This is a genomic window from Streptomyces sp. NBC_01689, from assembly GCF_036250675.1.
GTDB lineage: Bacteria > Actinomycetota > Actinomycetes > Streptomycetales > Streptomycetaceae > Streptomyces.
In genome coordinates this window covers 2,707,519-2,720,529 of the sequence record NZ_CP109592.1, presented here as the reverse complement: position 1 = coordinate 2,720,529, position 13,011 = coordinate 2,707,519, and the positions used below count along the sequence as shown (strand labels likewise).

13 protein-coding genes are annotated in these 13,011 nt (G+C 71.6%); 6 read left to right on the top strand and 7 right to left on the bottom strand.

Features of this window, described 5'->3' with window-relative positions; all coding sequences use genetic code 11:
- Nucleotides 1-58: 58 nt before the first annotated feature.
- Nucleotides 59-550 (bottom strand): NUDIX domain-containing protein, encoded by a 492-nt coding sequence (locus OG776_RS11565; protein WP_148013036.1) that lies wholly within the window; start codon nt 548-550, stop codon nt 59-61.
- 82 nt (nt 551-632) lie between these two features.
- A complete protein-coding gene (locus OG776_RS11560; RefSeq protein WP_148013035.1) occupies nt 633-1,718 on the bottom strand; it encodes an ADP-ribosylglycohydrolase family protein in 1,086 nt (361 codons plus the stop codon).
- A 208-nt stretch (nt 1,719-1,926) separates the two neighbouring features.
- Here OG776_RS11560 and OG776_RS11555 point away from each other — a divergent pair, with 208 nt between their 5' ends.
- A complete protein-coding gene (locus OG776_RS11555; protein ID WP_148013298.1) occupies nt 1,927-3,045 on the top strand; it encodes a glycerate kinase in 1,119 nt (372 codons plus the stop codon).
- A gap of 106 nt (nt 3,046-3,151) precedes the next feature.
- Here the strand turns inward: OG776_RS11555 and OG776_RS11550 are convergent, their stop codons facing one another.
- Nucleotides 3,152-4,363 (bottom strand): PucR family transcriptional regulator, encoded by a 1,212-nt coding sequence (locus OG776_RS11550; RefSeq protein WP_329320452.1) that lies wholly within the window; start codon nt 4,361-4,363, stop codon nt 3,152-3,154.
- A gap of 199 nt (nt 4,364-4,562) precedes the next feature.
- On the opposite strand from OG776_RS11550, the gene OG776_RS11545 reads away from it, so the two are divergent.
- From OG776_RS11545 to OG776_RS11525, 5 genes are all read left to right on the top strand, one after another.
- Complete coding sequence (locus tag OG776_RS11545) at nt 4,563-5,369, top strand: ABC transporter ATP-binding protein (RefSeq protein ID WP_148013297.1); 807 nt, start codon at nt 4,563-4,565, stop codon at nt 5,367-5,369.
- Nucleotides 5,370-5,377: 8 nt separating this feature from the next.
- Entirely contained in the window at nt 5,378-6,226 is an 849-nt protein-coding gene (locus OG776_RS11540) for an ABC transporter ATP-binding protein (protein ID WP_410093309.1), read from the top strand.
- Complete coding sequence (locus OG776_RS11535; RefSeq protein ID WP_148013032.1) at nt 6,223-7,113, top strand: branched-chain amino acid ABC transporter permease; 891 nt, start codon at nt 6,223-6,225, stop codon at nt 7,111-7,113. The genes OG776_RS11540 and OG776_RS11535 overlap by 4 nt, the downstream gene beginning before the upstream one ends.
- A 76-nt stretch (nt 7,114-7,189) precedes the next feature.
- Nucleotides 7,190-8,227, top strand: a complete 1,038-nt coding sequence (locus OG776_RS11530; protein ID WP_329323695.1) for a branched-chain amino acid ABC transporter permease — start codon at nt 7,190-7,192, stop codon at nt 8,225-8,227.
- A complete protein-coding gene (locus OG776_RS11525; protein ID WP_329326408.1) occupies nt 8,224-9,498 on the top strand; it encodes an ABC transporter substrate-binding protein in 1,275 nt (424 codons plus the stop codon). Before OG776_RS11530 ends, OG776_RS11525 begins: the two co-directional genes overlap by 4 nt.
- A 97-nt stretch (nt 9,499-9,595) precedes the next feature.
- On the opposite strand, the gene pssA is transcribed toward OG776_RS11525, so the two are convergent.
- The 4 genes from pssA to OG776_RS11505 form a co-directional block, all read right to left on the bottom strand.
- A complete protein-coding gene (gene pssA / locus OG776_RS11520; protein ID WP_148013295.1) occupies nt 9,596-10,414 on the bottom strand; it encodes a CDP-diacylglycerol--serine O-phosphatidyltransferase in 819 nt (272 codons plus the stop codon).
- A gap of 22 nt (nt 10,415-10,436) precedes the next feature.
- On the bottom strand, nt 10,437-11,093 hold the full coding sequence (locus tag OG776_RS11515; protein ID WP_148013030.1) for a phosphatidylserine decarboxylase: 657 nt from the start codon (nt 11,091-11,093) through the stop codon (nt 10,437-10,439).
- A gap of 180 nt (nt 11,094-11,273) precedes the next feature.
- A complete protein-coding gene (locus OG776_RS11510; protein WP_329320447.1) occupies nt 11,274-12,479 on the bottom strand; it encodes an acyl-CoA dehydrogenase family protein in 1,206 nt (401 codons plus the stop codon).
- Nucleotides 12,480-12,481: 2 nt separating this feature from the next.
- Nucleotides 12,482-13,009: a MaoC family dehydratase gene (locus tag OG776_RS11505; protein WP_148013028.1), complete on the bottom strand. Its 528-nt coding sequence runs from the start codon at nt 13,007-13,009 to the stop codon at nt 12,482-12,484.
- Between the last annotated feature and the right edge of the window lie 2 nt (nt 13,010-13,011).

Here is a 13,011-nt window from a genome sequence, read left to right as displayed (position 1 = left end):
GAGCGGAGACCCCGCAGCACGTCCGGTGCCCGGCACCGGGGCCGGATGGTCGCGCCCGCTACCCCACCCGACTGCCGTTCTCCAGCTCCGCCGTCCCCGCCCCCTCGGACAGGACGTCGAGCGCGACCAGTACCCGGAGGCCCAGTGAACCCGGCAGATGTGCGGCCAGTTCCTCGCGCGGCACCAGCCGCCACGACAGCAACTCCTCCTCCTGCAGCCGGATCGCCTTGAGCTGTCGCTCGTCGAGGACCCCACCGTCGTACAGATAGGCGACCAGCGGGGGCCGCCCGGCCCCGTGCACCCAGTCGACCGCGAGCAGCCGGCCCGGTTCGGCGTCGAGGCCGATCTCCTCGGCGGTTTCGCGGCGGGCCCCCTGGCGGGGAGTCTCCCCGTCGTCCGACTCGACGGTGCCGCCCGGAAGGGCCCACCCCTCACGGTAGTTGGGCTCGACGAGCAGGATCCGTCCGCCGGCGTCGCGGAAGAGCACGGCGGCACCGGCGAGGACGCGGGGCAGCCCCGCGATGTAGGTGGCGAAGTCCGGAGTGGTCATCCACGAAGCGTAACGAGCCCCCGCCGGCGTCCCCCGGACCCGCCGGGACGATCGGACGCCCGCGTGTCAGGAGGGTTCCGGTTCAGCTCACCGCCCCAGCCTCCGCGAGCTTCACCGTGCGCGCGGCCAGCTCACTGATCCGTACGCCGTCGAAGCCGAAGACCGCGCTGCGCACCGTGTCCTCCAAAGGGTCCTTCCACTGCGCGGGAACGGCCCGCGCCCCGCACAGGACCCCGGCGACCGAGCCCGCGGTCGCCCCGTTCGAGTCGGTGTCCAGGCCGCCGCGGACGGTCAGCGTGATGGTGCGGGTGAAGTCGCCGTCGCCGTACAGGAGTCCGGCCGTGAGGACGGCGGCGTTCGGGATCGTGTGGATCCAGCCGAGCCCGGCGGTCTCCTCGGACACCGTGCTCAGCGTGTCCTCCCAGGACATCCTGGTCTCGTGGAGCGTGAGCACCCGGCGCACGGTGCGGGCCAGGCGGCTGCTCGCGGGGACGACGGTCAGCGCGGTGTCGAGCGCCCGCCGCACGGTGGGCGCGGTGAAGGCGGCGGAGATCAGCGCCGCCGCCCACATGGCGCCGTACACCCCGTTGCCGGTATGGGACAGGACGGCGTCCCGGCGGGCCAGCGAGGCCGCCCGGCGCGGCACCCCCGGACAGGTCCACCCGTAGATGTCGGCGCGGATCAGGGCGCCGATCCACTCCTGGTACGGGTTGTCGTAGGTCGCGGTGAGCGGCGGCTTGATGCCGCTCGCGAGATTCCGGTACGCGGCCCGCTCCGCGGTGAAGGTCTGCAGATAGGGCAGCCGCAGCAGCCACAGGTCGCCGACCTGCTCGGTGCTGAAGCCGAAACCGTGCGTCTCCAGCAGGTCGAGGCCGAGGATCGCGTAGTCGACGTCGTCGTCCCGGCAGCTGCCGTGGATACGGCCGCGGACGCACTGCCGCCACTCGGGCCGCAGTGCGAACTCGTCGTGGTCGGCCCCGCCGCCGTCGGCGGGAGCGGGAAGGTAGTCGGTGAGCGGCAGGGCCGCGGCCCGTCGCAGATAGCGGTCGATGCGGTCCCGCGTCCAGTGGTCGCCCTGCTCGACCGGCTTGCCGAGCATGTTGCCCGCGATCCGGCCGAGCCAGCCCCCGAGGACGCGGTCCGCGAGCTCAGTGCCCACAGGGGTCATGGTTCCGGTCTACCCGATTCCGGCCGCCGCCGTGCGGTGTTCCGGGGGCCGGCCGGGGCGTGACGGCGATGACGGCGGGGCCGTCCTGCGGTTAAGGTCGCAGCGGCGCGACTGCCTTGCCGTGCGCGAGGCCGGAAAGCAAGGGGAATGCAAGGTGGCGAACTCTGCCGAGAAGACGACACGCCCGGGTGACCGGCGTGATCCGCGGGTGCTGATCGCCGCGGACAAGTTCAAGGGCTCGCTGACCGCCGTCCAGGTCGCGGAGCGGGTGACGGCCGGGCTGCGCCGGGCCGCGCCGGACGCCGTGGTGGAGTCGCTGCCCGTGGCGGACGGCGGTGACGGCACCGTCGACGCGGCGGTCGCGGCCGGCTTCGAGCGCCATGAGGTACGGGTCTCGGGGCCCCTGGGGGACGAGGTCACGGCCGCCTTCGCGCTGCGGGGCGACACCGCGGTCGTCGAGATGGCCGAGGCCAGCGGGCTGCAGCGGCTGCCCGCGGGGACCTTCGCACCGCTCACCGCCTCCACGTACGGCTCCGGGGAACTGCTGCGCGCCGCGCTGGACGCCGGGGCCCGAACGATCGTGTTCGGTGTCGGCGGCAGCGCCACGACCGACGGCGGCGCGGGGATGCTGGCCGCGCTCGGGGCCCTTTTCCTCGACGCGGACGGCGAGCCGGTGGCGCCCGGCGGCGGGGCGCTCGGTGACGTGGCGACCGCGGACCTGAGCGGACTGGACGCCCGGCTCCCCGAGGTCGACCTCGTCCTCGCCAGCGACGTGGACAACCCGCTGACGGGTCCCAAGGGGGCCCCGGCGGTCTACGGGCCCCAGAAGGGCGCGAGCCCCGACGACGTCGCGGTCCTGGACGCCGCGCTGGGCCACTTCACCACCGTTCTGGAGAAGGCGATCGGTGCGCGGGCCGCGGAGTGCGCGGTCGCGCCGGGTGCCGGGGCGGCGGGCGGCATCGGATACGGAGCGCTCGTCGTCGGGGCGCGCTTCCGTCCCGGTATCGACGTCATGCTCGACGTCCTCGGCTTCGCCCGGGCCCTCGACCGGGCGGACCTCGTGATCACGGGTGAGGGCTCGCTCGACGAGCAGACCCTGCACGGCAAGGCCCCGGCGGGCGTCGCGGCGGCCGCGCGTGCGGCGGGCAAGGAGGTCGTCGCGGTCTGCGGACGGCTCGCCCTGGCCCCGGAGGCGCTCGGACGGGCCGGCATCCGCCGCGTGTACCCGCTGACCGACGCCGAGCCCGACATCGCGCGGTGCATCGCGGACGCGGGCCCGATCCTGGAACGCGTCGCGGAGAACATCGGCCGCGACTTCCTCGTCTGACCGACGACCACGCTTCGGCGTGCGCCGGGCTGATCCGGGGGACGGGGGGTGGTCCCCCTGTCTCCCCGGGTGACGGGGGATGTACCGGGGCCCGGCCCCGCACCCCTCACCCCACCACCCCGCCCCCCGACAACCGGTACGCGTCCAGCGCCAGTGTCATCTCGATCAGGTCCCGCGGGCGGGCCAGGGAGCGGGACGTCAGCTGTTCCAGGCGGCGCAGACGGTTGAAGACCGTGTTGCGGTGGCAGTACAGACGCCCCGCGGCCCGCCCGGCGGAGCCCTCGCACAGGAGCCACACGTCGAGGGTCTCCAGCAGCACCGCCCGGTCGGCCGGCTCCAGTTCCAGGAGCGCCCCGAACACGCCCGTCACCAGCCGCCCGGCCAGCTCCGGCTGGCTCACCACCAGCGCCGTCGGCATCCGCTGGTCGAGACGTACGACCTCCGTCGTGTCCGGCGTACAGGTGCGCAACGCCAGCTCGGCCAGCCGCCGCGCGCGACCCAGTTCTCCGAGGCCGGACACCACCGGACTCACGCCGCCCGGCCCCGAGCAGCGACGCGAGAGCAGCCGCACCACACGGCCCAGGTCCTGATCGGCGTCCAGCGCCACCACGCCGATCTCGCAGTCCGCCCGCATCCGCCAGATGAAGCGCAGCCCCCCGCCCTGCACGGGCCGCGGGACCGCCTCCCGCAGGTCCCGGCGCTCCGGGCGCAGGACCACCACGGCGTACGGTCCCTGTTCCGGCAGATCGAGTCCGGCCGCGGCGCGCGCCGCGAGTCCCGGGGCCTCCTGCCCCTCCAGCAGGGCGTCCAGCAGCGCCTGCAGCTGTTCGTCGGTACGCCTGCGCAGCTCGCGCTCGGTGGCCCGGTACGCCTCCGAGGCGGCGACCGTCTGCGCGTCCACCGCCGACCACACCATCGTCGCCGCACGCATCAGCACCGCCAGCCGCTCCGGCTCGCGGCCCACCGGGCCCTCCAGGAGCGCGTCCCAGACGAGGTAGCCCGCGGAGCGGTAGGAGTGCACGAGCAGTTCCAGCGGCAGCCCCTGCTGGGCCCGGCGGCGCCCCGCCCGCTCGGCGTGCTCCAGATCGCGGCGCGGCGAGGCCCGTGGCGCCGAGATCGTCTCGATGCCGATGCGCATGGCGGTCTCCGCCTCCCGCCACTGCTGGTCGTGCGGCAGCACCTGCGCGTAGACGGGCGAGTGCTCGGCGAGCTGTCGCAGGTGCTGGTCGACGAGCTCGGGCAGTCGTTCCAGCAGAGCCTTGCAGGACTCCGCAAGCAGCTTCCAGTCATGACCGGTCCGCGGTCTGCGCCCTCCCATGGCCGGAGGATGCCATCCCCGCACCGCCTCGCGCAGGCCCCTGACACGCAGCGTTGTGCGCGCGCACAACGGGCGGCCACGACCTCTGGGCACCCGCCGCGATTCGCCCGTCTCCCGTGGACGGACGCTCCCCGCCGGTGCTGAGGTGAGCGCCACACCGAGCAAGGACGACGACCGGGGCAAGGACAAGGGAGGTGCCATGGGCGGTTCCGCTCTCCTCGTACGGAACCTGTCGGTCGGATACGGACCCGTGCGCGCGCTGCGCCAGGTGTCGCTGGACGTTCCGGAGGGCGCCGTGGTCACGGTCCTGGGCGGCAACGGCGCGGGCAAGTCGACGCTGCTGCGCGCGGTGTCCCGCACGCTCTCCTTCCACGCGGGAGCGGTGACCGCGGGCTCCGTCAGCCTGGGCGGGCGTCCCCTCGACCGGCTGCCGCCGGACCGGGTGGTCGCCGCAGGAGTGTCCCAAGTGCCGGAAGGCAGAAGGGTGTTCGCCCGGATGACGGTCGCCGACAACCTACGGGCCGGAGCGCTCGGTGCCACCGGCGGCCGGGCCGACCGGGCCCGGGCGCTGCGTCGCGTGCACGACCTGTTCCCCGTGCTGGCCGAGCGCGCCCAGCAGCGCGCCGGACTGCTGTCCGGCGGCGAGCAGCAGATGCTCGCGGTCGGCCGGGCGCTCATGGGCGCCCCGAGGGTGCTGCTCCTCGACGAGCCCTCGCTGGGACTCGCCCCGCTGATGGCCGCCCGGATCGCCGAGACCGTGCGGGAGATCAACGAGCAGGGGACCTCCGTCCTCCTCGTCGAGCAGAACGCGGCCCTCGCCCTGCGGCTCGCCACCCACGCCTACGTCCTGGAGGTGGGGGAGGTGACGCTCTCCGGTCCCGCCGCCGAGCTGGCCGCCTCCGACGAGGTGCGCCGCCGCTACCTCGGTGTGGTGGACGAGGACGCCGCGGCCGACGCGTCACGCGCGCGCGGCGCGCTGCCGGCCCTGCCGCGCTGGAAGGGATGAGCGCCGCCGTGGAGAGACCCGAAGCCGTACCGACCGTCCCGGAGACCGGCGGACTTGGTGAGAGTCCGGCCGTCCCCCCGCTCAGCGTCCGGGAGTTGACGGTCCGGTTCGCCGGACTGACCGCGCTGGACGCGGTGAGTCTCACCGTGCGCCCCGGCACCGTGCACGCTCTCATCGGCCCCAACGGCGCCGGAAAGTCCACCTGTTTCAACGTCCTGTCCGGTGTCTACCGGCCGTCCTCGGGAAGCGTCCGCTTCGGCGGGCACGAACTGACCGGTCTGCCACCGCACCGCATCGCGGCCCTCGGTGTCGCCCGGATCTTCCAGAACCTCGCCCTGCCGCCCCACGTCACGGTCGAGGACAGCCTGCTCCTCGGCCGGCACCGGCTGACCCGTGCCGGATTCCTCGCCGCGGGGCTGCGGCTGCCGTCCGCCGTCCGCGAGGAGCGCCGGCACCGTGAACGCGTCCGGGAGATCGCCGCGTTCGTCGGTCTGGAGCGGCAACTGTCCCGCCCCGCGGGCTCGTTGCCGTACGGGCAGCAGAAACTCGCCGAACTCGCCCGCGCCCTGTGCATGGAGCCCCGGCTCCTGCTCCTGGACGAACCCGTCGCGGGCATGACCGCCGACGAACGGCGCCGTACCGCCGAGGTCGTCGCGGGCGTCCGCGACAGCCTCGGCATCTCGATCGTGCTGGTGGAACACGACATGGGGGTGGTGATGCGGCTCGCCGACACGGTGACCGTACTCGACTTCGGGCGCCGGATCGCCGAGGGCGCCCCCGCCGACGTACAGAACGACCCCGCGGTCGTCCGTGCCTACCTGGGCGAACGCCCCGACGCAGAGGAGACCGACCGATGAGCACGTTCGCCGAGCTCCTCCTCAACGGAGTCTCGCTGGGCTCCGTCTACGCCCTGATCGCCCTCGGCTTCGTCGTGATCTTCCGGGCCACCGAGGTCGTCAACTTCGCCCATGCCTCACTGCTCCTCGCCGGCGGCTACATCACCGCGTCCCTCCACGACGACATCGGCTTCTGGCCCGCGCTGCTCGTCGGCATCGCCGGCGCCGCGCTGGTCGGCGCCGCCGTCGAGTTCCTGGTGATGCGCCGCTACCGGGGCACCGACCACAGTGTCCTCGCCATCGTCACCATCGGCGTCGACATCCTGCTCACCACGGAACTGACCCGCCGCATCGGCACGAACGTCCTGAGCCCCGGCGACCCGTGGGGGGACGCCGTGCTCACCGTCGGGCCGGTCTCCCTCGCGCACACCCGGATCGCCGCGTTCGCCGCCGCGACCCTGCTCATCACGGCGTTCCTGCTGGCCTTCCGCTACACGTCCTGGGGCGTGGCGATGCGCGCGGCCGCCGAGAGCCCCGAGACCGCGGCCCTGATGGGCGTGCGGCTGCGCCGGGTGTCGCTCGGCGCCTGGGCGGTCGCCGGGGGACTGGCCGCGGTCGCGGCGCTGTTCCTCACCGTCTTCCCGACGCCCGGACTGGAACGTGCCACCTCCCTCGCCGCGCTCAAGGCGTTCCCCGCGGCGATCCTCGGCGGCCTCGACTCGACGACGGGCGCGCTCGTGGGCGGCCTGCTCGTCGGCGTCACCGAGTCCCTCGCCACCGGCTACCAGAGCGATCTCAGCTTCCTCGGGCGCGGTCTCGGAGACCTCGCGCCCTATGTGGTGATGGTCGCGATCCTGCTCATCCGGCCCGCCGGGCTGTTCGGTACGAAGGAGCTCGCCCGTGTCTGAGGTCCTCGCCCGCGAAGAGACGGCCGACGAGCCCCGGCCCGCGCGCCGCCGCACCCTCCGGCTCCCGCACGGCCGGGTGTACGTCCTCGCCGGATGCGCCGTCCTGCTGCTGGGTCTGCCCTTCTACCTCGAACGCTTCTGGCTCCAGGCGGGCCTGTTCACGATGGCGGCGGCGATCGGCGCGATCGGTATCAACCTGCTGACCGGCGCGACCGGGCAGCTCTCCATGGGCCACGCGTTCTTCCTCGCGGTGGGCGCCTACGGCTACTGCGTGTTCGCCGCCGACGGGAGCGACGGACTGACCGGTCTGGGGCTGCCGACCTGGCTGGCCGCCGTGCTCGCGGTCGCGGTCGCCGGTCTCGCGGGAGGCCTCTTCAGCCCCATCGCCGGCCGGCTGCGCGGCGCCTATCTGGGCATCGCGACCCTCGCGCTGATCTTCATCGGTCAGCACGTGCTGTTCAACGCGGGTGATCTCACGGGCGGCTTCAACGGCCGCGACGTACCGCCGCTGAGCCTGTTCGGGCTGACCTTCGACGACCGCGAGACCGTCGTCGCCGCCGTACCCTTCGGCTCCGCCGAGAAGCTCTGGTACGTGGGACTCCTGCTGCTCCTCGTGGGCGCGCTGTTCGCCCGCGGGGTGCTGCGCGGCCGCCCGGGCCGGGCCCTGAACGCGATCCGTGACCACCGGATCGCGGCGGGGGTGATCGGAGTCCCGGTCGCCCGGTACCGCGCCGGGGTCTTCGTCCTGTCCTCGATGTACGCGGGGCTGGCCGGGGTGCTGCTCGCGCTGGTCTTCCAGCGCACGGTGCCCGACTACTTCGGGATCACGCTCTCGCTCGACTACCTCGCCATGATCGTCATCGGTGGTCTCGGCTCGGTCGCCGGGGCGGTGGTCGGGGCGGCCTTCGTCTCCCTGCTGCCCCAGCTGCTGACCCACTACAGCGACGCCCTGCCCCTGGTCTCGGACCCGGGCACCGGCGGAATCGCGCCGGGCGAGGCGGCCCGGTACCTGTACGGCGCCGCCGTCGTGGCGGCGGTGCTCTTCCTGCCCGGCGGTCTGGTCAGCGTGGCCGCCCGGCGTCGCGGCAGGCCCAACCCAGGGGAGGAAAGATGACCATGCGCATGGCACGGAGGCCGGGGGCACCCGCGGCGAAGGCGGTCGCGGGCGCGCTCGCGGTCCTGCTCGTCCTGGCCGGATGCAGTTCCAAGGCCAAGGACGACAAGGAGGCGGCGGGTGGCGTCAAGACCGGTGAGGGCGTCTCCGGGAAGACCGTCACGCTCGGCGTGCTCACCGACATGACGGGCGTCTACGCGACCCTCGGCAAGAGTGTCACGCAGGCCCAGCAGCTCTATGTGAAGCAGACCAACGCGGCCGGCGGTGTGTGCGGCTACCGGCTGGCGCTCACCGTCCGCGACCACGGCTACGACCCGCAGAAGGCGGTCTCCGGATACACCGAGCTGGAGCCCAAGGTGCTCGGGTTCACCCAGTTCATCGGCTCGCCGTTCGTGGCCGCCGTCAAGCAGCGCGTGGACGGCCGGGACAAGGGCCTGGTGCTGCCCCAGGCCTGGTCGGCCAACCTGCTCGGCAGCCCGTACATCCGGGTCATCGGCTCCACGTACGACATCGAGACGATCAACGCCCTCGACTTCCTGATGAAGGAGAAGGGCCTGAAGAAGGGCGACAAGGTCGGCCACGTGTACTTCGAGGGCGACTACGGCGAGAACGCCCTGGCCGGTTCGAAGTACATGGCCGAGAAGTCCGGGCTCACCGTCGTCGAGCAGAAGATCAAACCGACCGACAACGACATGACCGGCCAGGTCGCCGCGCTGAAGCAGGCCGGGGTGAAGGCGATCGTGATCAGCGCGGGCCCGCGCCAGGCCGCCTCGCTCGTCGGGGTCGCGGCTGCGGGCAGGTTCGACGTGCCGATCATCGGGAACAACTCGGCCTTCGCGCCGCAGCTGCTCGCCACCCAGGCGGGCCCCGCCCTGATGAAGAACTACTGGGTCGCCTCGCCCTCGCTGCCCATCGGCGCGGACACCCCGCAGGCCAAGAAGCTGGTCGCGGACTACAAGGCCGCCTACCCGAAGGACTCCCTGGACAACGGTGTGGTGGCCGGCTGGACCGCCGCCCTCGCGTTCGGCGAGGCCCTCAAGAAGGCCTGCGCCGGGAAGGACCTCACCCGGGAGGGCGTCGACAAGGCGCTGCTGACGATCAACGCGTTCGACCCGGGCTTCGGGATCACCCAGGACTTCACCGACCCGGAGGCCCCCTCCTCGAAGGAGAGCGTCATCCTGCAGCCCGACAAGAACGCCGTGGGCGGGATGAAGGTCGTCCGGCCGGCCGCCGCCTCCGCGGTGGCCGAGGGCTACACCCCGGGCGGCTGACGGCCCGCGCCCGCCACCGAGGGCGTCCGCCCGCGACGAAGGGCCCCGAACCGGTCGGTTCGGGGCCCTTCGGGGGCGTACGGGGTCCGGCGGGGTGTTACGGGAGCTGTGCCGCCCGCGCCTCGCGACGGTTGTCGCGGAAGTTGTTCACCCTGCGGGCCGTGGCGAAGAGGGGGATCACCGCGCCGAGGACCAGCTGCAGCGCGCACCCGGTCTGCAGGAGCAGCTGTCCGCCCGGAGCGTCGAAGGCCCAGGCCGCCAGCATGCCCATGCTCAGGACGATCCAGGAGAGCATCGCCACCGCGAGGCGGCCCCGCGGCTTCGGGTACTCGACCCGGCTCACCATGAGCCACGCGGTCCCGATGATCGCCATGAGCGTGGCGACGAAGGGGAGCTCCAGCAGCACGATCGAGACCACCGTCAGCGCGCCGAACGGCGACGGCATGCCCTGGAACGTGCCGTCCTTGACCGTCACGCAGGAGAAGCGCGCCAGTCGCAGTACGACCGCCAGCAGCACCACGATCGCGCCGACCGCGGCCACTCTCTGGTGCGCGTCGTCCGCGACCATGCCGTAGACCAGCACGAAGTAGGCCGGAGCGAGGCCGAAGCTGATCAGGTCCGACAGGTTGTCGAGTTCCGCGCCCATGGGGGAGGAGCGCAGTTTCCTCGCCACCAGGCCGTCGAACAGGTCGAAGACCGCGGCGCAGAGCATCAGGATGACGGCCGTGGCGGCGCTGTGCCGCGCCATGCCCGACTCCTGGCTGCCGGTGAGGTGCGGGATCAGGATGCCGGTGGTGGTGAAGTACACCGCCATGAAGCCGCACGTGGCGTTGCCGAGGGTGAGGGTGTCCGCTATCGAGAGGCGGAGAGAGAGGGGCATCTCCTCCTCGTCGTCCGCCTCGTCGGCCTCCGGCACCCAGCCGGCCTGTGTATCGGGATCAATCACGGTCAATTCGAGTCACCCCAGCCACGGTCTTCTGACCGACTTCCACATCGACCTCGACGCCCTCGGGGAGGTAGATGTCGACACGCGAGCCGAAACGGATCAGGCCGATCCGCTCGCCCTGCTCGACCTTCGTGCCCCGGGGTACATAAGGAACGATACGACGGGCGACGGCTCCGGCGATCTGGATCATCTCGATGTCGCCGAGCTCGGTGTCGAAGTGCCAGACGACACGCTCGTTGTTCTCGCTCTCCTTGTTGAACGCCGGAACGAACCCACCGGGGATGTGCTCGACCGAGGTCACCGTGCCGGAGAGCGGCGCACGGTTGACATGCACGTTGAGCGGGCTCATGAAGATCGCGACGCGGGTGCGCCCGTCCTTCCAGGGCATGATGCTCTGCACCACACCGTCGGCGGGCGAGATGACACGGCCCTGGGCGATCTCACGCTCGGGGTCGCGGAAGAACCACAGCATGCCCGCCGCGAGCGCGGTGGCGGGTACGGCCACGGCCTTGGCGGCGCCGGAGCGGCGCGAGCGGGCCAGGCTGAGTGCTGCGGTGGCAACGGTCGGGAGAAGCCACGGCGATGCTCCGCGCGCAAGGCGTACGCCGACCAGGCTGTCGCGAGGTGCAGAGGTTTGGCTGTGGGGCATGGATGACCTTCGTAGCGGATGATGCCGCGCTGGAACGGGGGACGGCGGCTTTCCCGGGATCGTACCGGTCGTTGACCACAACTGGGCAAGCCAGGAAGCCGAGTCGGCGGCCCAAGAGTGTTGACGGGGTGTGATCTTCTTCTCGAAGAAAACACCCCGAACCAGGACATCCAGCCCGGTCTAGCCCTGGAGTCGATACTCTTCGAGCAGTCGGCGGCCGATGATCATTTTCTGGATCTCGGCGGTGCCTTCGCCGATCAGCAGCATCGGCGCCTCCCGGTAGAGACGCTCGATCTCGTACTCCTTCGAGAAGCCGTAGCCGCCGTGGATCCGGAAGGCGTCCTCGACGACTTCCTTGCAGTATTCGGACGCCAGGTACTTCGCCATGCCCGCTTCGAGGTCGTTTCGTTCCCCGGAGTCCTTTTTGCGGGCCGCGTTCACCATCATCGCATGGGCCGCCTCGACCTTGGTGGCCATCTCCGCCAGCTTGAACTGGATGGCCTGGTGCTGGGCGATGGGCTTGCCGAAAGTGTGACGCTGCTGGGCATACGAGACGCCCAGTTCGAAGGCACGCTGAGCGACGCCGCAGCCACGGGCCGCCACGTTCACGCGACCGACCTCGACTCCGTCCATCATTTGGTAAAACCCTCGGCCCGTGGACCCGCCGAGCACCCGATCGGCCGGAACTCGCAGTCCGTCCATGATGAGCTCGGTGGTGTCGACGCCCTTGTAGCCCATCTTGTCGATCTTCCCGGGGATGGTGAGCCCGGGACGCACCTCGCCGAAGCCGGGCTCCTTCTCCACCAGGAAGGTCGTCATCGACTTGTGCGGCGCGGTGCCCTCCGGGTGGCCCTCGTCGCTGCGCACGAGCACGGCCACCAGCGTCGACGAGCCGCCGTTGGTCAGCCACATCTTCTGACCGTTCAGGACGTACTCGTCGCCGTCCCGGACCGCCTTGGACGAGATCGCCGACACGTCCGAGCCGAGCGCCGGCTCCGACATCGAGAACGCGCCCCGCACCTCGCCCAGCGCCATCCGGGGCAGGAAGTGGTCCTTCTGCTCCTGGGTGCCGTGCTGCTTGAGCATGTACGCCACGATGAAGTGCGTGTTGATGATGCCGGAGACCGACATCCAGCCGCGGGCGATCTCCTCGACGCACAGCGCGTAGGTGAGGAGCGACTCCCCGAGGCCCCCGTACTCCTCGGGGATCATCAGGCCGAACAGGCCCAGTTCCTTCAGGCCGTCGACGATCTGCTGCGGGTACTCGTCGCGGTGCTCCAGCTCGGTGGCGACCGGGATGATCTCCTTGTCCACGAAGTCGCGGACCGTGGAGAGGATCTCCTGCTGGACGTCGGTCAGACCGGCGGTCTGGGCGAGTCGCGCCATGGCTACTTCTCCGTCTTCTTCTCCGCGGGGGCGGTCGGCTCCGGGCGGCCCGGCTGCTCGCCGCCGCGCTCCTTGATGTACGTCTCGGTGGGGACCATCACCTTGCGGCGGAACACGCAGACGAGCGTGCCGTCCTGCTTGTAGCCCTTGGTCTCGACATGGACGATCCCGCGGTCGCTCTTCGACCGGGAGGGCGTCTTGTCCAGGACGGTCGTCTCGCCGTAGATCGTGTCGCCGTGGAAGGTCGGCGCCACATGCCGGAGCGACTCGATCTCCAGGTTCGCGATCGCCTTCCCGGACACGTCGGGGACCGACATGCCGAGCAGCAGCGAGTAGACGTAGTTCCCCACGACGACGTTGCGGCCGAAGTCCGTCGTCCGCTCCGCGTAGTTCGTGTCCAGGTGGAGGGGGTGGTGGTTCATGGTCAGAAGGCAGAAGAGATGGTCGTCGTACTCGGTGACCGTCTTGCCGGGCCAGTGCTTGTAGACCGCACCGACCTCGAACTCTTCGTACGTGCGTCCGAACTGCATGG